Genomic DNA, 22,933 nt, shown 5'->3' with positions numbered 1-22,933 from the left:
TCTTGATATTATTATAAAAAATTATTCTCCTTCTTCCAAAAAGAAGAGTTCTTCAACAGGAAGTTTAAATAGTTGAGCAATCTTGATGGCCAATAATGCTGATGGCACATACTTCCCTTTCTCTATAGCATTAATAGATTGTCTGCTTACTCCTATTTTTTCAGCTAAATCGCCCTGAGTCAAATCGTATCTTGCGCGTTCTATTTTGATGTTATTCTTCATAGTTAGGCTTTGACTTTTAAGAAATTAAATCTAATGATAAAAAACAGCAATGGTGTAAACATATTGTAGACTAACACATTAAAAAATGTAAAGTCATAGATAAACACAATTGCAAACATCAAAACGATATAGTTGAAAATGATGGCCCAAACCAAAGAATCTTTTCTAAGCTTATAAATAAACTCATCCTCAACTTTTTCTTTAGAAAAACCAACCAAAAGGCCACCAATTATGATGGCTAAGGCAATGATTTCATCTAAGATGTTATTTTCGATAATTTTAAAAAAACCTACATCTTCTTCATTTGAGATTATAGAATCACCATTATATATGGCTAAAACTTTGATTTCTAACAGATCTGATTCAAATTCAGAAAGCATTAAAAACACACCAGCAATGAGACCTAAGATTAATAATATCCATCCTGGAATTTTGTATTTGTTCGATAATAAATAGTTTGATTTCATAAGACTGAAATTTTATAATTACAATTCAAAAGTAAACAAAAATTTACAAAAAGTAAACTTTACTTTACTTTTTGTATAAAATAATTGCTTTTACTTCTATAAAGCATTGAAAACAAACGCCTTATAAATCCTAAAAATTATCGTTTTAACGTGAAATGATTTCTAAAGGTTCTACCGTCTTCTAGTGTCGCAGAAAACCAGTAATCACTTGTTGGTAGAGGTTTTCCATTAAAGGTTCCGTTCCAAGAATCAGAATGCGAGTTGAGTGTATATAGCAATTTTCCGAAGCGATCAAAAATATAAACTTTACTATTCGGTTGAAATTGCTCTGAAATTCCTTTTAGTTGCCATGTATCGTTAAATCCGTCACTATTTGGTGTGAAAAATTTAGAATACCCAATAACTGAAACATCTTCGGAAACAATACCACAATCGTTTTTTATATCTCTTATAAAAACAGTGTAGATTCCTGGTTGTAAATTATTGAATGTATTAGATTCTTGATAAGGTCCATTACTGCCAATAATAGAATAGTCATAATCGCCTTCACCAGACACTAAGATTGTAATCGAATTACTAGATGATATATCTTCAACCACAACAGTCTCTATGGTTGCAATATTAGAAGGCAATACATTTATAGTCTTGGTCTTTGAACAACCATCAACAAATGACACTTCTACTGTATAGGTTCCTATTTCATTAACTTCAATGTCAATAGTCGTTTCTCCTGTAGACCAGTTATAATAATAATTATTTGGAATATCCCCGATAACACCTCCACTTAAAGTAATCGTTTCAAGAGATGAATTCAAGCAATAGAATAGGGTTTCTTCGGTTAAAATATTTGGAATCAGATTTACTACCAAATTCAATTGACCAATACCATAACACGCATTTTCTACTTCAACTCTGGTATAAATAGTATGGTTATAAGGCTCTAGATTAAAAAAGTTATTTGGTAATTCATTAATTTCTAACAAAGCATCGTTATAAGTTTCGTAGTAAAAAACCTCAGAATCTATAGGTAATCCTAGTAATACCAATTCATCTGCCATTGATAAATCCCATGTAACCTGTCCAGTTGATTCTATACTATCACAGGCTTCAAGTGTCACTGTAAGAATAGCTTGAGTACTAACTTGTAATTCAATTTCTGAAACCATGGCGCAACCTGAACTTGTATCTGTCACCTCAGCATAAATGACTTGTGGATTGGATATATTATTATATGTATCGTCAACAATCTCAATAGTTAAACTAACATCTTCAAAAAACCGAACGTCTCGATTTTGGGTAACGCCATTGGTTATATCTAGTAAATAAACCTCAAAATCAAAGACTGTAAGGCCATCTAACATCTCATCATCGCATTGACTTATGGTGATATCTTCTGCATCTGGACTTGCTTGAAAGTCAACTGTAAATGGAATTCGATTTCCTTCTGTACAACCATTAAATAAAGGTAAGATCCAAAATGTAGTAGCTTGCATCAAAGACACGTCATATGTGAATCCTGAATTTAGAACACCTGTTGATGTTGGTGAATCAAACCATAATACGGTTGGTGTATTAGACGTCAAACTCAAGGCAGATAATCCGTCTCCACAAGCAATATCAGATTCGAAAGTAAGCTTTGGTGTTACGATTATTGTACTTGCCGACAAATTAAGAACGGGATCATTGGGCATTCCGCCAAATTCAACCAAATACCCTTTAGGATGATATGGACTTGTAGGATTAAGATCTCCTGTATTAGCCAAATCATTCCATGAGCCAAGAATACCAATGGACGGGTCTGTAATGTGTGCATAATCTTCGCCATTAACATCATTGGGCTCACCAGAATTCCAATAAGAAAATTGATTATTTACTGGAGCTCCATTCCAAAATGCAGTACCATTCTCGGGACCAGTTACCCACTGCCAAACGCCTTCGGTTTGTTCATCACTAGCACCAATCCATCCAACACCCGGACTTTGCTCTCCAGCAAATTGTGCCTCTTCTAACGACGTTAATGTTGCAAGATAACCTTGCAATCCAAAATAATCAAGACCTTCGGAAGCTGTTCTAGCATCTGTCCAAGTTATTCCAAGGTTAGAAACATATATATAGTAATGATCCGTTGATGGCAAATAATTGGCATCACCTAAATTGATTGAGAACGATTTATTTTCGATAAAATTAGCTTGAACTGTACTAAATACCACATTGCTTATAGCGTCTTCAAACTCCGTAAAAGTAGCTGGTCCAATTAGTGTCAATTTACCTTCTGCAAGTGACCAAGTTGACGTTATATTAGGATAGGTTCCATTCAAAACCAAGACATCTTGACCAAGAGTATAGCCTTCGGAAATTTGAACAAATACGTTAACTAATGTGTCATCACCAGCATCAGGATCGGTTATATCGACGTTGGTAACTATATTCATTGGAGCACTTCCGCAGAATTCTTGATTACCTTCAACTGAAATTGATGGAGGAGATTGTGCGTAGCCATATTCAGTAATTCCGAATATAAAAGCAAGCACAAAAACACTCTTCAATTTCATAGGCTAAGTAATTTTACTTTTTACGCATATACACACTTACTGGAACACCATTAAAATTGAAATGTTCACGTAAACTATTTTCCAGAAAACGTTTATAAGGTTCTCTTACATACTGAGGTAAATTACAGAAAAACGCAAACTGTGGTTGTGGTGTAGGCAATTGCATGATGTATTTAATTTTCACGAATTTACCTTTATAAGCTGGAGGCGGATAGTTTTCAATGATAGGTAACATCACTTCATTAAGCTTACTCGTCTTTATTTTTTTTGTTCTGTTTTGATAGACCTCAACAGCTGTTTCTATTGCCTTATAAATACGTTGTTTATTCAATACTGAAATAAACACAATTGGCACATCTGTAAAAGGTGCGATTTCTTTTCTAATGACCTTTTCAAACTCCTTCATCGTCTTAGTTTCTTTTTCAACTAAGTCCCATTTATTCACAAGAATAACAACTCCTTTACGGTTACGTTCTGCCAACCAGAATATGTTTTGAACTTGTCCGTCAAAGCCTCGAGTTGCATCTAAAACCACTAGACATACATCGCAATGCTCGATAGCTCTTACACTTCGCATTACAGAATAAAATTCTAGATCTTCTTTAACTTTTGATTTTCGTCTAATTCCGGCCGTATCAACTAAGTTGAATTCAAATCCGAAACGATTATATTTTGTATCTATGGAGTCTCTTGTTGTTCCCGCGACATCAGTAACGATATAACGATCTTCGCCGATAAGTGTATTAATAAAAGAGGACTTTCCTGCATTAGGACGACCAACTACAGCGAATCTTGGCAGTTCATCTTCTTCAACTGCTTCTTCTATTTCTGGTAATGCTTTAACTAAAGCATCTAACAAATCACCTGTTCCGCTACCATTAATACTTGCAATGGTGAAATATTCACCTAATCCAAGTGAGTAGAAGTCAACGGCATCTTCTGAACGTTTGTTATTATCAACTTTATTAACCGCTAAAAACACGGGTTTATTAACTTTACGAAGTAATCTTGCTACATCTTCATCCATTCCAGTCACGCCAGATTCGACATCGACCATAAAAATGATGGCATCTGCTTCATCGATAGCCAATTCTACTTGTTTATCAATTTCCGCTTCAAAAACATCATCACTTCCTTTTACATAACCACCTGTATCAATTAAAGAAAATTCTTTCCCGTTCCAATCACTTTTCCCGTAATGTCTATCACGTGTTACGCCACTCACGGCATCAACAATAGCTTCTCGACGCTGTATCAAGCGATTAAAAAAGGTAGACTTCCCTACATTTGGTCTTCCAACAATAGCAACTATATTACTCATAATTCAAATTTTTATCTGCATTACATATCCTGTAAGCGGCTGCAAAGATACTAAATAAGTAATGATGCATAGTTAAATTAACATTAAACATTATCTACCTCTTCTAGTTTGAATAAAAAATAGTAATTTGAAGCACTATTTTAAAATAAAATGTCTGCAACAGCCAATAATATCATTTTAAGACCTCGGTTTAAATTCCATATCAAGCATGATAATGAAATGCTATTAAAACTATTTGAAGACACTAAAGAGATCCAATCGGATTTTATCGTATCACGAATTGACGATCATGTGTTTGTAAAAATCCCTAAAGCTAAACAACATTTTTGGTCACCTCAATTACACTTAGAAATCAATAAAGACGATACTGATAACCAAAGTATTATTTATGGTTTATTTGGACCAAACCCAACTGTCTGGACGATGTTTATGTTTTTCCATTTTGTAGCCGCTGCATTGCTTATTGGTTTTGGTATTTGGGCTTATGTGAATTGGTCGTTAGACAACGACTACGCCATACAATTATTTATCACCTTATTAATGATGGTGATATGGTTTGCACTTTATTTTGGTGGTCGTTTAGGTAAAAGAACCGGAATGGATCAAATGTATGAACTGCATCATTTTATGAGAGATACGTTGAGAAATGAGGGAATACATGCAGAAGAATAAATTAATTATTATACCCAAAACGTTTCAATTGGCGTTGGTTACTTCTCCAATTTTTATTCACTTTTACATATAATTCTAGATGCACTTGCTTTCCAAAGAATTTTTCTAAATCCTTTCTAGACTCGATTCCAACACGTTTTAGTGCGCTTCCTTTATGACCAATAATAATGCCTTTTTGAGTCTCGCGCTCTACCATAATTACAGATCGCATCCTTATGATTGTGTCTTCTTCAAAAAACTCTTCCGTATCAATTTCTACAGCATAAGGAATTTCCTTTTTGTAGTGCATTAAGATTTTTTCACGGATGGTTTCATTAACAAAAAATCGTTCTGGTTTATCTGTTAATTGATCTTTAGGATAGAATGCTGGAGACATTGGGAGTAATTCAATAATTCTACTGAATACTTCTTTAACGTTAAATCCTTCTAATGCGGAAATTGGAAAAATCTCGGCATTTGGCACTTTACTGGACCAAAGCGCTACTTGAGATTCTAATTGTGCTTGATCTGATTTATCTATTTTATTTAAAAGAAGTAATACCGGGATTTTAGAGCTTGTGATTTTCTTAAAAAAAGCTTCATCCTTTAATTCCTGCTCACCAATTTCTACCATATAAATGAGAACATCTGCATCATCAAAAGCCGATTTAACAAAATCCATCATAGATTCTTGTAACTCATAAGCTGGTTTGATGATTCCTGGAGTATCACTTAAAATAACTTGAAAATCCTCGCCATTTACAATGCCTAGAATCCGATGCCTTGTCGTCTGTGCTTTAGATGTTATAATTGATAATTTCTCACCAATAAAGGCATTCATTAAGGTAGACTTTCCAACGTTAGGATTACCAATAATATTTACAAAACCTGCTTTATGCATAGCTATACTTTTTTGCAAAGTTAAGATTAATAATGATGAGATTACCAAATGGGATATTAAAAATATAAGCTCAAAGAAATTTAGTATCTTCAATCCTTCTAATCAATCAAAATTATTTACAATGAAAAAAACAATTAGTTTATTGGTCTGCATTATATGTGTTTTTGCAGCTTCTGCTCAGGTTAGCGGAAAATTAATGCAATATCCAGACGTTTCCGACACACATATTACATTCACCTATGGAGATGATGTTTGGATAGCTTCTAAAACAGGTGGTGTCGCAAACCGTTTGAGTTCGCCTATTGGCGCTGAAAGTTTCCCAAGATTCTCTCCAGACGGGACAATGATTGCTTATACAGCAAACTACAATGGAAATAATGATGTCTATATCATTAACAGCAGTGGGGGCATTCCGAAACGATTAACCTTTCACGGTATGAATGATAGAGTTCTTGGCTGGACACCTGATGGTAATTCGGTATTATTTGCCTCGTCAAGAGAAAGTGGCAGACAACGTTATAACCAGTTTTATACGGTATCTATAACAGGAGGACCACCAGTTAAGCTTGACGTTCCTTATGGGGAATATGCTTCATTCTCTAAGAATGGTAAAAAAATAGCTTACACCGATCGCTCTAGAGTACAACGTAATTGGAAACGTTATCGTGGAGGAACAGCGCCAGACATTCATATTTTTGATTTGAATTCTTATCAAACCGAAAATATAACGACTAATTCTGCAAATGATGAACTTCCAATGTGGATTGGAGAATCTATCTATTATATGTCTGACAATGGTCCTAATAAAAGGAATAACCTATGGACTTATGACATGGCTTCAAAACAGAATTCGCAGTTGACTAATTTTAAAGATTACGATATTACATTTCCTGAGAGCAGTTCAAGTGACATTATATTTGAAGCTGGAGGCAAACTATATCTCTATAATATAGCGTCTAAATCAACTAAAGAAGTTGATATTCAAATTATTTCAGATCAAAAGGAATTAATTCCAGAGATAAAAAATGTATCGGATTACCTGCAAGATGGTACCCTAAGTCCAGATGGCAAACGTGTTATCGTTCAAGCTAGAGGAGAATTATTCAACCTACCGGCTACAGAAGGCTATGTTACAAATATATCGAATACTTCAGGGGCAGCAGAACGGAGTCCTGCATGGTCTCCAGACGGAAAACAGTTAGCGTGTTGGAGTGATGTAGATGGTGAATATCAATTACTGGTTTACGACTTGGAAAATAACAACAAGCCAAAAACCATCACAAAAAACAAAAGTGGTTTTTTCTACTCTATTCATTGGTCACCAGACAGTAAAAAAATCGCCTATATTGATCAAGCAATGAAAATAAAGTGCTTAGATATTGCTACTGGTAAAGATACCACTGCTGATCAAGGAAAATATATGTTTCATGGCGACTTAAATAATTTTTCGGTCACTTGGTCTCCAGATAGTAATTGGTTTGCCTATTCTAAAGGATCTGAAACTACTGCTACCAATGCCCTTTTTGTTTATAATGTAAGTCAGAATAAAACATCACAGCTCACATCTGGTTATTATTCGGATAACTCGCCTACATTTAGTAAAGATGGAAAACATCTTTTCTTTACAACTAATAGAACATTTCAACCTGTCTATTCAGATGTAGATAATACATTTGTTTATCCAAACTCTACGAATATTGCAGTAGCAACTCTGGACAAATCAGAAAAATCATTGATAAGTGTTAAAAATGATGCTTCCGAAATAAAAAAGGATGATACTGACGATGAAAAAGATAACAAAAAAGGTGATGATGATGATGATGATGATGACGCTTCTAAAGAAAAGGATGAAGCTACAGCTATAGATATTAATGGATTTGAAAGTCGTATTGAATTGCTAGACATTCCTTCTGGAAATTATGGAAACTTGACTGCGGTTAAAGGAAAATTGTTATTTGTAAAGTTTCCTAATTCGGGTGCTGGCCAAGACAGTTCAGTAGCACTGAATTATTATGATTTTGAAGGTAGAGAGGTCAAGAAGGTCATCTCAAAAGTCGCTAACTATCAGGTCTCGGCTAATGGAGAAAAATTATTAGTGATGCAAGGTTCAAAATTAGCTGTCATTGATATTAAAGAAAATCAAAAAATTGATAAAACGGTTCCTACGAAAGATATGATGATGACTGTTGTTCCAGTTGAAGAGTGGAAACAAATATTTAGCGATGTATGGCGACTTGAACGCGATTTTTTCTACGATCCAAATATGCATGGTGTGAATTGGAATCTAATGAGAGAACGTTATGGTAAATTAATAGCACAATCCAACACTCGAAACGACGTGAACATCATTATAGGTGATTTGATAGCCGAACTGAATGCTTCTCACACGTATACTGGCGGTGGTGACATTGATAGATCACAACGAATGAATGTTGGATATCTTGGTGCAGATATTGAACTTAATAATGGCGCCTACCAAATCAAAACGATTCTAAAAGGCGCCGCTTGGGATGCAGAAGTGAGATCTCCATTAGCTAAGCCAGGAATTGAAGTCAATGAAGGCGACTATATTTTGGCGGTTAATGGTACTCCAGTAGACACAAACAAACCTATTTCTGCTGCTTTTCAAGGATTGGCGAATACACCTGTCCAATTAATGATAAGCAGTTCCAAAGACATGAAGGATACGAAACAGGCAACAGTCAAACCTATGCGTTCTGAAACACGTTTAAGACATTTAGCTTGGATTGAAAGTAACCGAAAACGAGTTGATGAAGCAACTAATGGGAAAGTAGGTTATATATATGTTAGAAGTACAGGTGTTGATGGACAAAATGAATTAGTAAGACAATTCTATGCCCAAATGAATAAGGAAGGCATGATCATAGACGAGCGTTTTAATAGTGGTGGACAAATTCCAGATCGATTCATCGAATTACTAGACAGAAAACCATTAGCGTTTTGGGCTGTAAGAGATGGTAAAGATTGGGCTTGGCCTCCATCTGGAAACTTTGGCGTTAAAGTGATGCTAATAAACGGATTTAGTGGTTCTGGTGGAGATGCATTTCCTGATTTTTTTAGAAAAAGAGGACTTGGACCACTTATTGGAACACGGACTTGGGGTGGATTAATAGGAATATCCGGAGCGCCTAACTTACTTGATAATGGCAGAGTTACGGTTCCAACCTTTAGAATGTATGATCCTAATGGAGATTGGTTTAAAGAAGGACATGGTGTAGATCCAGATATTGAAGTCATTGAAAATTTTGAAAGCCTAGCAAAAGGTATAGATGCGCAACTGGAAGCAGGAATAAAGGAAGCATTAAAACTTTTAAATTCCAATTCATTTAAAGCACCTAATAGACCAGCATACGAAGATAGAAATTAGAGCTATTCACATATAAATTTGTAAAGGAGGATGTTTCTAAACATCCTCCTTTTTACACATAGATAATCTAAAGTCTATGTTACTTTAATTGATCCCTTGTGTTGTGAGTCCGTGATCTTAGGCTCCCAATAAATACACACACCGTCTTGGATAATGAAAAGGTTCCAAAGTTGTCTATCATACTGCAAAATTAAAAATTCAAACTTATTGAATTTATTTAATTATTGTAACTTGAAAGTCTAAATCCTTCCACAATGAAGTCACAATTTTCCTTCTTATTTAGCATATCATTGGCCTTATTTTTATTAATGTCTTGTACTAATCCTGAAAAGGACTTTGCTACTATGATTATTCATGGTGGAACAATTTATACTGTAGACTCAACTCATACAACTGTAGAAGCCTTAGCTACAAAAAACAACATTATCCTTTTTGCTGGAAGCTTTGCAGCAGCACAAGAATTTAAAAATGACCAGACTCAGCTTATTGATTTAATAGGCAAGACAATGACTCCTGGTTTAATTGAAGGACATGGTCATTTTATGGGATTAGGCTACAATGAATTAAGACTTGATCTTATGAATACAAACAGTTACCAAGATATTGTGGATGCTGTGGCTGAACGGGTTAAAACAGCTAAGCCAGGAGAATGGATACTAGGTAGAGGATGGCACCAAAGTAAATGGGACAGTATGCCAGCCGAAATAGTTAAGGGGTTTCAAACCCATCACATGCTAAGTGAAGTATCACCTGATAATCCAGTCTATTTAAGCCATGCCAGTGGTCATGCAGGATTTGCCAATGCCAAAGCAATGGACATTGCAGGTTTACAAGGATTAAGTAAAGAAGGGGTTAAAACGTTTGAAATTGAAGGTGGAGAAGTTATTGTGGATGAATTTGGTAGACCGACAGGAATTTTCAACGAACGCGCCCAATCCTTAATTAGAAGGCATATTCCTAAAAACACCCCTGAGACAAATGCCCAGGCTTTTAACCTTGCCATTGAAGCATGTTATAAAAATGGTATTACGAGTTTTCATGACGCTGGAATTTCAAGAGAAACGATAGCGTTTTATGATAAAATGAAAGCGGAAGATAAAATGACTATTAGAATATATGCAATGCTTACTGGATGGGATGAAGAATTATTAAATGAATGGTACGAAAAAGGACCTTCGGTAGATCCAGATCATCTTTTTACTATACGCTCAGTAAAATTAAATTGCGATGGTGCATTAGGATCGCGAGGCGCTTGGCTTTTAGAATCCTACTCAGATCGACCAGACCACTTTGGGCATGAAACACTTCCAATGAATTTTGTAAAAGAAACAGCCTTAAATGGACTTAAAAATGGTTTCCAAGTATGCTCACATGCTATTGGTGATCGCGCGAATAGAGAAATTCTAGATCGGTATGAGTCTGCATTTAAAGAATTACCAGAATTAAGTACTAACCACAGATTCCGTATAGAACATGCTCAACATTTACATCCAGATGATATTCCTCGATTTGCAGAACTAAATGTGATTCCAGCAATGCAAGCGGTACACATGTCTTCAGATAGACCATGGGCAATTGATCGTTTAGGGGAAAAACGAATTAAGGAAGGAGCATATATGTGGCAAGACTTATTGCAAAGTGGCGTTCCTATTGTTAATGGGACTGATGTCCCTGTTGAACCTTTAAACCCAATAGCCAGTTTCTATGCTAGCGTAAGTCGTAAAACCCTAAAAGGCACTCCAGAAGAAGGATATGAACCAGACCAAAAAATGACCAGAGCGCAAGCTTTAAAATCATATACATTAGATGCTGCTTATGGCGCCTTTGAAGAAGACATTAAAGGGTCTATCAGCATAGGTAAACTAGCTGATTTCACAATTTACAATCAAGATTTAATGACGGTAGCCGAAGATGAAATTTTAAATACCGAAATAGTTATGACTATTTTTAATGGTAAGATAGTTTATGACATAAATGAATGAGTCCATATAAAATTTGGATAAGAAAAAGCTATTAATATGGATCAAAAAAACCTCATTGCTAAAATGAAGCTTCTTGTTTAGTAGCAGAAACTGGATTAACTCGCTTTGCTTGTTCTGTGTGTACTCATAAATTTCTAAGGATTTCCTCTGGTTCGTTTTCTTTTGCAAAATTAGTTTCTAAACCAAAACAATCTGTCATAAACAAGCACGTTAGGAGCAAATCAACCACAAAAAAAAACGGAATGATGACTGCTATGAAATTATTAAATAAGATAACATTAATGGTATTGCCTATACTTTTTTTGGATTGCACCGATAAAATTAAAAAAAGAGCAACAAACTCAAGAACAGCAGAATGTAATGAAAGGCTTATTTGGTCAACTTAATAGTCAAAAATAAGTCAGTCTTCTTGTAACAAAGTATAAAAACAATAGCGGAATTATTGCTGAAACTAAGGCAATAGAATATAAAAGGACTTGTGTTTTAGCCGAAAGTTAGCATTTTAAAATTCGCTATTATCTCATCCTAAACCTTGTACACAAGCTGAAAGAAATCACGAACGGAATGGTCAAATCAATTATGTAATCCTTGTTGGTTGTGAAGGAAATATAAATAATATTGATTTCACTAGTTTATAGAAGAGTATTAAGGTGAGTCCAGCGACAGAATTCAATATTCCTATGAAAACTGTAGTAACAATTCCTATTAGCAAAAACTAATGCCAACGACAAAAATAGCCAGACACGAACACGTTGTAAGCAATTAACATTGTTAGGTTCTATGTAACATAACCTATATCTTGTCGTCTTCCAGAAAACCAATCTAAAAGAATGAAATGCTGAAAAATAAATCTGAACGTAGAGAAGCTTGGAAGGTGATTTTTATTTTTTTGACTATTGTTACAATTACAAGTACCCTATTTCATTATGCAATAGTTAATTTATATCCTTCAAGAATATACATTGGCGGACTTATGTGGTGTCCAGCAGTAGCCGCAATAATCACACTAAAATTGAAAGGACGGTCTATTTCTTCTCTAAATTGGAACTGGGGAAATTGGAAATATATTCGGTTGTCATATTTTATTCCTGCTTTATATGTCTTAATCACCTATATACTCATCTGGCTTTTTGGATTAGGTGGCTTACCCAATGAAGAAATAGTTTTAAATTGGGCTACAGAAATCGGATTAGTTGGAATAGGAACATTAAATCCAACATTTGCAGTAATTGTAGCCATTACTTTGTTAGGAACAGTAGGAGTTATAAGAGCAATGGCAACGACTTTAGGAGAAGAAATCGGATGGCGAGGGTTTTTTATCTATGAATTAAGAAAGGTTCTTTCGTTTACAGGTGTTTCTCTTTTTAGTGGAATTATTTGGGCTTCATGGCATTGGCCATTAATAGTGTACTATGGTGGAAATGTCTCTTTGGAATTGATGACTTTTTTCATCGTTATCATTTCGATGTCATTTATTATGACCTACTACACCTTTAAGTCAAAAAGTTTATGGCCAGCAGTAATCTTTCATGCTGTAAGTAATGTATATATTCAGAAAATATTTCCCCCATTAACATCAAAAGTTAAAGGAACCGAACATTGGCTTGGTGAAAATGGAATTATGTTTGCCATAGTCACCTTTTTATTTGGAATATATTTTTGGAGAAAAGCTGTGAAAGAAAATTTATAAAATAAAAATTCAATAAGTATGACAACTCTAGTAGTAGGCGCAAGTGGCGCGACAGGAATAAATTTAGTAGAGCAACTTCTTAATCGAGGACAAAAAGTTAAAGTGATTGTAAGATCCCCTGAAAAGCTGCCAAAATCATGGATAAATAATGACCTTTTACAAATTATTTCAGCAAGCGTTTTAGAGTTAAGTGACAAAGAAATGAGTGAACATGTCTTTGATTGCCATTCAATTGCATCATGCCTTGGTCATAATATGAATTGGAAAGGTATCTATGGACAACCAAGAAAACTTGTGACAGATACTACGCGAAGACTATGCAATGCGATAAAAACTAATAATCCAGAAAGTCCAGTTAGATATGTTTTAATGAATACTACTGGAAATCGAAATCGTGACTTAAACGAACCGATTTCCTTTGGTCAAAAAATCATTATTGGGCTTCTTCGTTTGCTATTACCACCACACGTGGATAACGAAAAAGCCGCAGACTATTTACGAACTCAAATCGGTCAAAACAATGATTTCATTGAGTGGGTTGCTGTTCGACCAGACGGTTTAACTATTGAGGAAGAAGTAACCGATTATGAAATACATCCTTCACCAACCAGAAGCGCTATTTTTAATGCTGGTAAAACCAGTCGTATAAATGTTGGTCACTTCATGACTAATTTAATAAGTGATGATGATTTATGGAATAAGTGGAAAGGCCAAATGCCTGTAATCTATAATAAATCGTCTCTAGATTAAATCTAATAGGTTCGAACATTGAATTAACACTAGTAACGTATTCACTCAACTACTTATAACAAGGGATATCGGTAATAGTGTCTAAGAACTATATCGGTAATCCTGTCTAATTCCCTAAACGTCTGTCTCTTTTTGTTATCTTAGTAATCACACTACAAACCAGACACAAACCGTTGGCTGCATTTAAATTAGAATTATGAAAAGAATTGTATTAATAATCTTACTAACCCTTTTTATAGGGTGTAAACAAAAGACTAACAAAGAAGTAAATGCTGGTGATGGTGATGATCTTAAAATTAATAAAGTAAAAAAGCGCTTTGCAGATATGGAAAGTAATGCATTAAAAGAGCCGTACAAAGGTGTTTTTACTGAAGAAGGAAATTATGACAATTTATTTCCCATTAGTTCTACGGGTGTTTCGACAAAACCTATAGTTAATTCTGCCAAGTTATTCTTAAACAGTTTAGAAACTAATCAATATAACCGAACCACTTTTGATATTAATGATAAAGAATGGCGAAAATGGTGTAACGTAGATAACGGCATATATGACCGTCAAGGAGTTAGTTTAAAGGAAATGAATAAGGCTCAAAAAGAAGCTGCATTCAGTCTGATGCAAGTATCTTTAAGTGCCAAAGGCTTGCAGTTGAGCAAAGACATAATGAAGACAGACCAAACTCTAAAGGAACTCAACAATGAATCTACTGACTATGATGAAGAACTTTATTTCTTTACCGTAATGGGAGAACCATCTGAAAAAGAGCCTTGGGGTTGGCAAATAGATGGACATCATTTAATAATCAATTATTTTGTCCTTGGTGACCAGGTGGTAATGTCTCCTGTTTTTATGGGAGCAGAACCAATAATAACAACTACTGGTAAGTATAAAGGGAATACATTATTTCAGGATGAACAGAACTCGGGATTAGCTTTTATGAAATCTTTATCTATTGATCAACAAAATCAGGCAACAATTTTAAAATCAAAAACTAAAAACAGTAACGTAGCTAGTGCTAATAAGGACAATTTAACGCTAAATTATGAAGGCCTTAATGTCTCCAATCTTTCAGATTCACAAAAGAAGAATGTATTGGATTTAATGTACAAATATATCAGTAATATGAGAGATGGCCATCAACAAATTAAGATGGAGGAAGTGACACGTCAAATAAATGACACCTATTTTGCATGGATAGGTGATACATCCGATGAAGCTGTGTTTTACTATCGGATTCATAGCCCGGTTGTTTTAATTGAATTTGATCACCAAAGAGTAGTTGGAGTTCCAAATACAGATGATGGCAAACCTTCAAGAAATCACATCCATACTGTAGTAAGAACACCAAATGGCAATGATTATGGTAAAGATTTATTGAGACAACATTTAGAAAAACAGCAGCATTAAAAAACAGCAGATAACAACGTATATAAAGAATAGCGGAGGATATTTATGAGAATTAAACTCCTACAAAAAAACCGCAATTTGTCCATCCAAATAATACATAGCGCAAAAACCACTACATTTCATATACAAACACCTTAGTGGTTAGCGTCAACAAACTATCTCATAAATTTAGTTGTCTTTAGGTTTCATTATTAATCTTCTTACTTAAATCATCTATAATGCTTAAAAAGCTTTCTCTATAAATTTTGCTTATAGGAATCTCATTGCCATCTATGACCACGTAATGCTTTTTGACCGTTTCTATATGTTTTATTGCAACAATGAAGGAGCGATGTATTCTTATAAAGAACTGCTGAGGCAGTAATTCTTTTACTTCTGATATTTTATAACGCGCTAGAATAGAACGTTTGGCAGTATGGAACGTCACATAATTACCATCACTTTCTATATATTTTATATTTTGAATAGGTAATTGGTGAAATTCCGAACCGCTTTTAATAAAAACGGTTTGTTCAGATACATCATGAGAAGCTTCAGGCTTTGTTGTTACACCTCCTTTATTTTGATTCAATACTTGTTTTGCTTTCATTACTGCTTGAAGTAATCGATCAAATTCAATAGGTTTTAATAGATAGTCCACCGCTTTAAGTTCATAACTTTCTAAAGCATATTCTGAATAAGCTGTTGTAAAAATAATAAGTGGCGGTTTTTGTAAAAACTTCGGAAAGCTAATTCCAGATAATTTAGGCATATTGATATCTAAGAAAAGAAGGTCAACCGTATGCTTTTGAAGATATTCAAGAGCGTCCAAGGGATCTCTAAATGTCGCTTTTAATTCCATAAAAGGAATATTATTTAAATGAAATTTAAGGACATCAATAGCATCTGGTTCATCATCAATTATTATATAATCCATAAAGCATTTAATCAATTTGCAGTTTAAGTAAAGATATAAAATATCCTTTTTCCACTTTTGTTTCTAATGTATATGAGTTGGGATACAGAATAGACAGTCTTTTTTTCAAATTATCAAGACCAAAGCCAGAGGCACTATCCTTCAAACCATAAACGGCTTGATGCATGGTATTGGTTACTTTATAGGATAATTCATTTTGAGTTACCTCCAAAGATATATCTATGATGGATTTAGCCTTGGTATCTATTCCATGTTTAATGGCATTTTCAACAAATGGAATAAGTAGCATAGGACTTATTTTCACGTTTTCAACAGCTCCTTTTATAGCGAAATTTATAAACACGTCATCATCTTCAGCAATGCGTAACTGATATACCTGAATAAATTTCTTAAGATGATGAATTTCTTTTTCCAATGCCACTTTCTCTTCATTAGTTTCATACACCATATAGCGCATCAATTCTGCTAATTTCGCAATGCCATCGGCCAATTCGGGGACGTCGTTCTTTAATGCCTTAGCATAAAAACTATTGAGCACATTAAACAAAAAGTGAGGGTTTATCTGGGCCTTCAGAAAAGCCATTTCTGTCGTTAGTTTCTCTTCATATAAAACTCGCTTGAGTTTTTCACTTTGAATCCAATATTTAATTAAGGCATATGATAAACCAAGTAAGAGTATAAAAAAACTACTTATGGAGTTATAGCTAAAATAGCTCAGATATGACTCACTTTCACTAGAGAAAAAACCAACCAGCCAATAATAATCAATAACGCTTTCAAACAAATTAATGAGAACAAAAGCACTTATTAGGGTAATGATTAAAAGTGGTATCTTTTTTAGGCGTAAAAATCCTGGAACGATAAAAAAAGCGGTCGCATAAAATATAATCTGGTTCATTAGCATTCCAAAGAATATAGCAAGCCAAAACGGACCTTCATCTTTCCTGAAATCAGATATCGTATTTACATAATTTAAAATCAAAAAATAGGCAAATCCCCAAATCAAAACATGTATTATCGCTTCTAAATACTTTTTCATTCTAACTGTTTATATATCAAAAATAGGCTTTTAATCGCTTTCCAAACCAGTAAAGGGATAAAGCAAGTCCCTAAAGTGACCAAATTCAATATTCATGTGAAGTTTGCATTATTTCACATAGTTATAAGTGTCTGTCACATTAAAGGGGCAAACAATCACATTCATTTTATTTTATAATATGAACGCATTACTATTGCTTCATATTAATCATAAAACATTCAAAAAATGAAGAAATCAATAGTAGTCGTAATTGTATTAATCTTTGGGTTTAATTCATTTGGACAGACAAGTTCTAATAAAAAATTAGAAGAAAACATCAACGAAGTATTTGAAAGTTATGCGCATTATAACCGTTTTATAGGTAGGGTATTAATAAGCCAAAACGATAAAATTATTTATGAAAAAAGCTTTGGCTATGCCGATATAGATAATCACAGAAAGAATACTGAAAATTCCATATTTAGTATTGCTTCTGTTACTAAACCATTGACCGCTGTAGGAATAATGAAATTAGTTGACGAGGGCAAGCTTACATTAGAAACGCCAATTAGCACTTATTTCCCCAATTTTATACCTGATTTTTCAAAAAAAATTACAATTCGTCATTTGTTAAACCACAGTTCTGGTATGCAAGCTAATATAGGTAGAATAGACGACCAAGGTAATGGTTTAATGCCCGGAAAAAATCCGATTACATTAAATGAGCTTTTTGAAAAATTTAAAGAATCAAAACTGAATTTTGAACCAGGTACAAGCTATGAATATAATAATTTTGGATATTCCCTTTTAGCATATATTATTGAAAAGGTAACTAAACAGTCTTATGCGGACTATATGGAAGATGCTGTTTTTAAACCTGCTAACATGAAAAATACGGCTGTTAACACCTATAAAGCCTTAAACCAAAGAGCTTTTCCGCATACTGGTTTAGGTATGAATGCCTTTAAAAAATTGAGTAACTCCATTCACTCATCTTGGATCATTGGTGCTGGAAATATTAATTCTACTACAGGTGATTTATATAACTTTATGGAGGCTTTAGAAAACGGAATATTATTAAAACCCGCATCTGTAGATAAACTATACAGCTATACACAATCTAGAGGCGTTAATAATTCGGAATACGGATTAGGTTGGAGAATTGAAAATAAAGGAGGGGAAAAATGGATTAACCATACCGGTTTACTTCCAGGTGTTACTTCCATAATAGGATCATTACCACAAAAAAATATTAAAATCATCATATTATCCAATGCAACTTCTACTGATCTAATCACAGAAAACACTTTTCAAGGAAAGAATCAGTTTGTAGATGGAGAAATAATTGACACTATTATTGCTGTAATACAAGGTGAAAATCCAGAATTGCTTCCAGTAGCGGTTAAGATTAATAACCAAAATACTACAGACTTTAGTAGAACGTATATGCTGGATAGCGACCATTCATTACTTCTAAAAAAACAAGGTGATGGGTATTCACTTGAAACAATAGGTAAAGAATCTTGGTCCGTTTTTACATATCAATTTTCAAGAAATGCCAAAGAAGACAATAAACCTAGTGAAACTGCTGTATTTTTTGCAAATGCAATGAGCACTCAAAATTTCGAAGGTCTATCTGATTATGCTAATGATGACATGAAAGGTTTTTTAGGTTCAGAAGAAGGTATAAATCAGTTAAAAGGAATGTGGGCTTATTTTATAAAACAGTCTGGGGAATTCAAATCTTACAATATTTATAAAATTGAAGGAGAAAACAATAAAACGGTAAACATAAGATTTCATTTTGAAAAAGAAGATGTAGGTTTTGTGATAGGAATTAACTCAGCGAATCAAATTCAAGGGATGTTTAATGATGATGACATTAGAACAAGCGCTATTCAAAAAGTAAAATTAACACCTATAAATGAAAATGAATTTTTTATTAATGGTCACCAAAATGATGGTATGCAGGATTTAAAAATAAAAATATCTGAAAAAGAGTTGGTCTTAATAGACGGTAATATGAATTTTAAAGCAGCGCTTAAACCTTCCTTTTAAACAAGAGATAGCCAACCGCTAGCAATGAGTATAAATAATAAGACCTAAAAGTTAACATGACTAACAGACTAAAAAATCAATATGGAGTCATAGGGAATAATCAGTCCCCTCAAAAAATATTATATTATGTCATATAAATAGTCAGGTATTATCGTTCCTGTACTAACTTTCTCATTATCCTATGTCTTAAAATAAAAGAAACAAAAATTCTAGGCTACATATACTTTTGAAAACAATGTACGGTTCGTTTCACTATATTTCAGAAATCATTAGAACCCTTTAAGCCGCTATAGATTTTCAATTAAAAAGCGAGAACTAATAATAATTAGTTCTCGCTCTCTAAAATATGAACCTTCTACTCACCTATTGTTTTAACCAAAACTCTATAAGGCCGTTTTGTAAAAAACCTTCCTTTATTTCAGGTTCTATAGAAGTTACTTCTCTATGCTATAAGTTTTATGAGTCGATTATTTAATTTAAGTACTAATTGGTTATTCATATTTTAAGGCATATACAGGATCTGATGTAGCAGCTTGATATGCTTGGAAACTTACTGTAATTAATGCTATAACTAACGCTAATAATGTAGCAAATATATATGGCATTATTGGCATATCAATTTGATATGAAAAGTTTGATAGCCAATTTTTTGCAAGTAAGTAAGTAATAGGCCAAGCAAATAAATTTGCAATCAGTACTAATTTGATAAAATCCTTTGTTAGCATTTTCATGACATTAGGAACAGATGCACCTAATACTTTTCGGATACCAATTTCCTTAGTACGTTGAGCAGCTGTATAAGAAGCAAGACCATATAGTCCCATTGCTGAAATTATAATAGCTAGTATAGTCAAAAACAAAAACATAGTTGCAAAATTATCTTGTTGACGCAACAAAGCTCCAAACTTTTGATCTAAATAGGTATACCTAAATGGATGTGATGGTTCTAGCTTATTCCATTCAGCTTCAACAAAATCTATAGTGGCATTCATATCTGAACTAGTGATTTTAAACGCTGCATGCCAGACTTGATTCGATACCGAAAGAACCATTGGTTTTATTGATTGATTAAAGCCTGAGATATGAAAATCTTTGACAATACCTATAATGTTACCATACTGTAAATCACCATTATTACCAGTAAATCTACCTAGGCGTCTTCCTACAGCATTTTCAATGTTCAAATTTTTTACAGCAGTTTCATTAAGAATATAATAAGGTATTGAGTCTGATTCTTTTTCTCTATCAAATTTTCGTCCTTCTACTAAATTAATATCCAATGTTTTAAAGAAATCGTAGTCAACTTCCATATTCCATAGCGGTAGTTGTTCTTCACTTCCTTCTAAGGCAAATACATTTTGATTTGCATTATCACCAGGAAAATAGGATGCTCTGGTTACACTCAATACATTACTGTTTTTTAAGAAAATTTCTTTATAATTTCTAAAATTTTCATTCATCACATCAGTTTGCAGGGGTACAACAATTACCTGATCGCCATTAAAACCCTTGTCTTTATTGTGTAAAAATGAGACTTGGCTAAAGATAATTATCATCCCAATAATCAAAACAATAGAAGCGGTAAACTGCGTAATTACCAAGCCCTTTCTTAATAAAGCTCCTCCTTTGGTCTTAGTAAGATCGCCTTTAAGTACAGCTATAGGTTGGAATGCCGATAAGAAAAATGCTGGATAGCTACCTGCAAACAAGCCATAACATAAGGTTACTAAAAGTGAGAACAAAACGGTCTTTCCAAAATAATCATTAAAGAGACTAATTTCTGTTTCCATAATATTATTAAACCCTGGCAAAAATAGTTCTACTAATATAAAGGCTAAAAACAGGGCTATAAAACTTTGAATAACAGACTCTGTTAAAAACTGTGTAATTAACATCTTTCTTGAGGCACCGGTTACTTTTCTAACACCAACTTCTTTGGCTCTTTTTCCTGATCTAGCGGTTGATAAATTCATGAAATTGATTCCAGCAATAATTATGACCAGCAAGGCAATACCAATAAACACATAAATGTACATAACATTGCCATTTTGTTGAATCTCACCTTCTTTATGAGAGTATAAATGTATATCCTCAATAGGCATTATCTGATATTCGAAAGCATTACCCTGTGCCAAAAATTCTTCAACCGTGATTTTGAGAAATCGCTCGACATCTGGCGCAATTTTTTTCATGAAATTACGATTCATTTCTGTTACAAAAGTGGTGAAATTTGCGCCTTCCTTTAACTTAACATATGTTTGCCAACTATTATTCATCCAAACATTCCGAATAGAGTGATCTGCCAAAAACATATCAAATTGGAAGTGCGCATGGCCCTTAGGCTCTTTTACAATACCCGTAACTATGAAATCTTGTCGGTTGTCATAATTAACAATTTTGCCCATGGCACTTTTATCTCCAAACAGTTTACGTTCGGTTTCCTCAGTTAATACTATAGTATTAATTTCTTTTAATGCCGTGGCTGGATCTCCATTTACAAACTCATAATCAAAAATCTTAAAAAAAGTGCTATCAACTCTTACTCCATTTTGGATGTAAACTTTGGTTTGCTCATGACGCATTAAAATTTCTTGGTTTACTGGATTAATACGTGTTGCAGTTTCTACATCTGTAAACTCTGTCCTGAACGCATTTGCCATTGGACTAGGAGAAGTTGTTGCGTCTATTTTTTGCCCCATCATATCTGCCGCAATACCCATTCTGTAAATACGTTCATAACCATCCCAATGCTTTTCATAACTGGTTTCGTCTTTAACAAATAAAAAGACAAGAATTGTCACAGCTAATCCTAGTGCAAGTCCTAAAATGTTTATGACTGCATATACTCTATTTTTATTGAGGCTTCTAAAAGCTACTTTTATATAATTCTTAAACATAGTTTCTAATTTTTAAAAATTATACAGCAAATTGCGCCATTTTGTTTTTCTTTTCAGATACAATTTGACCATCTAGTAAATTGATAATACGTCCAGAATAACTCGCATCGTGAGAGGAGTGTGTCACCATTACAATCGTAGTTCCAGCTTCGTGTAATTCGCACATTAATTCCATAACTTCATTACCATGTGAACTATCTAAGTTACCTGTTGGCTCATCTGCTAAAATTAATGGTGGCTTTGTTATTAAAGCTCTTGCTACAGCAACACGTTGTTGTTGTCCACCAGATAGTTGTTGAGGGAAGTGAGACGCTCTATGAGCAATACCAATTTTTTCCATAAGTTCATTTACACGTTGTTTTCTTTCAGCTGAAGGCACTTTATTGTATAGTAAAGGCAGTTCAATGTTTTCAAATACGGTAAGCTCATCGATAAGGTTAAAGTTTTGAAATATAAAACCTATGTTTTTTTTACGAACATCAGAACGTCCTTTTTCATTTAGATGTGCTACTTCATTCCCTAGAAATTTATAGCTTCCACTTTCGGGTTTATCTAGCATCCCTAAAATGTTCAATAATGTAGATTTCCCACAACCTGAAGGCCCCATTATTGACACAAATTCTCCTTGATTAATTTCAAAAGAAACAGCATTTAAAGCTGTTGATTCGATTTCATCTGTGCGATACACTTTTGTTAATTCGTTTAATTTGATCAT

16 protein-coding genes are annotated in these 22,933 nt (G+C 33.8%); 7 read left to right on the top strand and 9 right to left on the bottom strand.

The window, feature by feature from the left end; all coding sequences use genetic code 11:
• Nucleotides 1-21: 21 nt before the first annotated feature.
• The 4 genes from V7719_RS14580 to der all read right to left on the bottom strand — a co-directional run bounded on the left by V7719_RS14580 (nucleotide 22) and on the right by der (nucleotide 4,562).
• Nucleotides 22-222 carry a helix-turn-helix transcriptional regulator gene (locus tag V7719_RS14580; RefSeq protein WP_335730668.1) on the bottom strand — a complete coding sequence of 67 codons (201 nt, stop codon included), beginning with the start codon at nucleotides 220-222 and terminating at the stop codon, nucleotides 22-24.
• A 2-nt stretch (nucleotides 223-224) separates the two neighbouring features.
• Complete coding sequence (locus V7719_RS14575; RefSeq protein WP_335730667.1) at nucleotides 225-689, bottom strand: hypothetical protein; 465 nt, start codon at nucleotides 687-689, stop codon at nucleotides 225-227.
• Between the two features lie 137 nt (nucleotides 690-826).
• Nucleotides 827-3,241: a T9SS type B sorting domain-containing protein gene (locus V7719_RS14570; RefSeq protein WP_335730666.1), complete on the bottom strand. Its 2,415-nt coding sequence runs from the start codon at nucleotides 3,239-3,241 to the stop codon at nucleotides 827-829.
• A gap of 13 nt (nucleotides 3,242-3,254) precedes the next feature.
• Nucleotides 3,255-4,562, bottom strand: a complete 1,308-nt coding sequence (gene der / locus V7719_RS14565; protein WP_335730665.1) for a ribosome biogenesis GTPase Der — start codon at nucleotides 4,560-4,562, stop codon at nucleotides 3,255-3,257.
• A gap of 150 nt (nucleotides 4,563-4,712) precedes the next feature.
• Here der and V7719_RS14560 point away from each other — a divergent pair, with 150 nt between their 5' ends.
• Nucleotides 4,713-5,234: a GTP-binding protein gene (locus V7719_RS14560; protein ID WP_335730664.1), complete on the top strand. Its 522-nt coding sequence runs from the start codon at nucleotides 4,713-4,715 to the stop codon at nucleotides 5,232-5,234.
• Between the two features lies 1 nt (nucleotide 5,235).
• Here the strand turns inward: V7719_RS14560 and era are convergent, their stop codons facing one another.
• Nucleotides 5,236-6,114: a GTPase Era gene (gene era, locus V7719_RS14555; RefSeq protein ID WP_335730663.1), complete on the bottom strand. Its 879-nt coding sequence runs from the start codon at nucleotides 6,112-6,114 to the stop codon at nucleotides 5,236-5,238.
• A 121-nt stretch (nucleotides 6,115-6,235) separates the two neighbouring features.
• On the opposite strand from era, the gene V7719_RS14550 reads away from it, so the two are divergent.
• From V7719_RS14550 to V7719_RS14530, 5 genes are all read left to right on the top strand, one after another.
• Nucleotides 6,236-9,502 (top strand): S41 family peptidase, encoded by a 3,267-nt coding sequence (locus V7719_RS14550; RefSeq protein ID WP_335730662.1) that lies wholly within the window; start codon nucleotides 6,236-6,238, stop codon nucleotides 9,500-9,502.
• A gap of 254 nt (nucleotides 9,503-9,756) precedes the next feature.
• Nucleotides 9,757-11,484, top strand: a complete 1,728-nt coding sequence (locus V7719_RS14545; RefSeq protein ID WP_335730661.1) for an amidohydrolase — start codon at nucleotides 9,757-9,759, stop codon at nucleotides 11,482-11,484.
• An 835-nt stretch (nucleotides 11,485-12,319) separates the two neighbouring features.
• Nucleotides 12,320-13,174, top strand: coding sequence for a CPBP family intramembrane glutamic endopeptidase (locus tag V7719_RS14540; RefSeq protein ID WP_335730660.1), 855 nt, complete (start codon nucleotides 12,320-12,322; stop codon nucleotides 13,172-13,174).
• Between the two features lie 18 nt (nucleotides 13,175-13,192).
• Complete coding sequence (locus V7719_RS14535; RefSeq protein ID WP_335730659.1) at nucleotides 13,193-13,924, top strand: NAD(P)-dependent oxidoreductase; 732 nt, start codon at nucleotides 13,193-13,195, stop codon at nucleotides 13,922-13,924.
• A gap of 196 nt (nucleotides 13,925-14,120) precedes the next feature.
• On the top strand, nucleotides 14,121-15,329 hold the full coding sequence (locus V7719_RS14530) for a DUF3500 domain-containing protein (protein ID WP_335730658.1): 1,209 nt from the start codon (nucleotides 14,121-14,123) through the stop codon (nucleotides 15,327-15,329).
• A gap of 178 nt (nucleotides 15,330-15,507) precedes the next feature.
• Here V7719_RS14530 and V7719_RS14525 read toward each other — a convergent pair whose 3' ends face one another.
• Together V7719_RS14525 and V7719_RS14520 are read right to left on the bottom strand one after the other, a co-directional pair.
• Nucleotides 15,508-16,245: a LytR/AlgR family response regulator transcription factor gene (locus V7719_RS14525; RefSeq protein WP_335730657.1), complete on the bottom strand. Its 738-nt coding sequence runs from the start codon at nucleotides 16,243-16,245 to the stop codon at nucleotides 15,508-15,510.
• Nucleotides 16,246-16,252: 7 nt separating this feature from the next.
• Nucleotides 16,253-17,284 carry a sensor histidine kinase gene (locus V7719_RS14520; RefSeq protein WP_335730656.1) on the bottom strand — a complete coding sequence of 344 codons (1,032 nt, stop codon included), beginning with the start codon at nucleotides 17,282-17,284 and terminating at the stop codon, nucleotides 16,253-16,255.
• Nucleotides 17,285-17,509: 225 nt separating this feature from the next.
• Here V7719_RS14520 and V7719_RS14515 point away from each other — a divergent pair, with 225 nt between their 5' ends.
• Nucleotides 17,510-19,321, top strand: a complete 1,812-nt coding sequence (locus tag V7719_RS14515) for a serine hydrolase (protein WP_335730655.1) — start codon at nucleotides 17,510-17,512, stop codon at nucleotides 19,319-19,321.
• 491 nt (nucleotides 19,322-19,812) lie between these two features.
• Here the strand turns inward: V7719_RS14515 and V7719_RS14510 are convergent, their stop codons facing one another.
• Together V7719_RS14510 and V7719_RS14505 are read right to left on the bottom strand one after the other, a co-directional pair.
• Nucleotides 19,813-22,218 (bottom strand): FtsX-like permease family protein, encoded by a 2,406-nt coding sequence (locus tag V7719_RS14510; RefSeq protein ID WP_335730654.1) that lies wholly within the window; start codon nucleotides 22,216-22,218, stop codon nucleotides 19,813-19,815.
• Nucleotides 22,219-22,237: 19 nt separating this feature from the next.
• The gene (locus tag V7719_RS14505; RefSeq protein WP_335730653.1) at nucleotides 22,238-22,933 is read right to left on the bottom strand and encodes an ABC transporter ATP-binding protein; all 696 of its coding nucleotides are present in this window, start codon (nucleotides 22,931-22,933) and stop codon (nucleotides 22,238-22,240) included.

This window comes from Psychroserpens sp. (genome assembly GCF_036960315.1).
In the GTDB taxonomy this organism is placed as follows: domain Bacteria; phylum Bacteroidota; class Bacteroidia; order Flavobacteriales; family Flavobacteriaceae; genus Psychroserpens.
The sequence above is the reverse complement of the archived record's forward strand: the minus strand, read 5'-3'. Positions and strand labels throughout refer to the sequence as shown.

Coding starts and splice junctions, on each gene's coding strand:
- V7719_RS14580 (WP_335730668.1), bottom strand. CDS start 222: ATGAAGAATAACATCAAAATAGAACGCGCAAGATACGATTTGACTCAG.
- V7719_RS14575 (WP_335730667.1), bottom strand. CDS start 689: ATGAAATCAAACTATTTATTATCGAACAAATACAAAATTCCAGGATGG.
- V7719_RS14570 (WP_335730666.1), bottom strand. CDS start 3,241: ATGAAATTGAAGAGTGTTTTTGTGCTTGCTTTTATATTCGGAATTACT.
- der (WP_335730665.1), bottom strand. CDS start 4,562: ATGAGTAATATAGTTGCTATTGTTGGAAGACCAAATGTAGGGAAGTCT.
- V7719_RS14560 (WP_335730664.1), top strand. CDS start 4,713: ATGTCTGCAACAGCCAATAATATCATTTTAAGACCTCGGTTTAAATTC.
- era (WP_335730663.1), bottom strand. CDS start 6,114: ATGCATAAAGCAGGTTTTGTAAATATTATTGGTAATCCTAACGTTGGA.
- V7719_RS14550 (WP_335730662.1), top strand. CDS start 6,236: ATGAAAAAAACAATTAGTTTATTGGTCTGCATTATATGTGTTTTTGCA.
- V7719_RS14545 (WP_335730661.1), top strand. CDS start 9,757: ATGAAGTCACAATTTTCCTTCTTATTTAGCATATCATTGGCCTTATTT.
- V7719_RS14540 (WP_335730660.1), top strand. CDS start 12,320: ATGCTGAAAAATAAATCTGAACGTAGAGAAGCTTGGAAGGTGATTTTT.
- V7719_RS14535 (WP_335730659.1), top strand. CDS start 13,193: ATGACAACTCTAGTAGTAGGCGCAAGTGGCGCGACAGGAATAAATTTA.
- V7719_RS14530 (WP_335730658.1), top strand. CDS start 14,121: ATGAAAAGAATTGTATTAATAATCTTACTAACCCTTTTTATAGGGTGT.
- V7719_RS14525 (WP_335730657.1), bottom strand. CDS start 16,245: ATGGATTATATAATAATTGATGATGAACCAGATGCTATTGATGTCCTT.
- V7719_RS14520 (WP_335730656.1), bottom strand. CDS start 17,284: ATGAAAAAGTATTTAGAAGCGATAATACATGTTTTGATTTGGGGATTT.
- V7719_RS14515 (WP_335730655.1), top strand. CDS start 17,510: ATGAAGAAATCAATAGTAGTCGTAATTGTATTAATCTTTGGGTTTAAT.
- V7719_RS14510 (WP_335730654.1), bottom strand. CDS start 22,218: ATGTTTAAGAATTATATAAAAGTAGCTTTTAGAAGCCTCAATAAAAAT.
- V7719_RS14505 (WP_335730653.1), bottom strand. CDS start 22,933: ATGATCAAATTAAACGAATTAACAAAAGTGTATCGCACAGATGAAATC.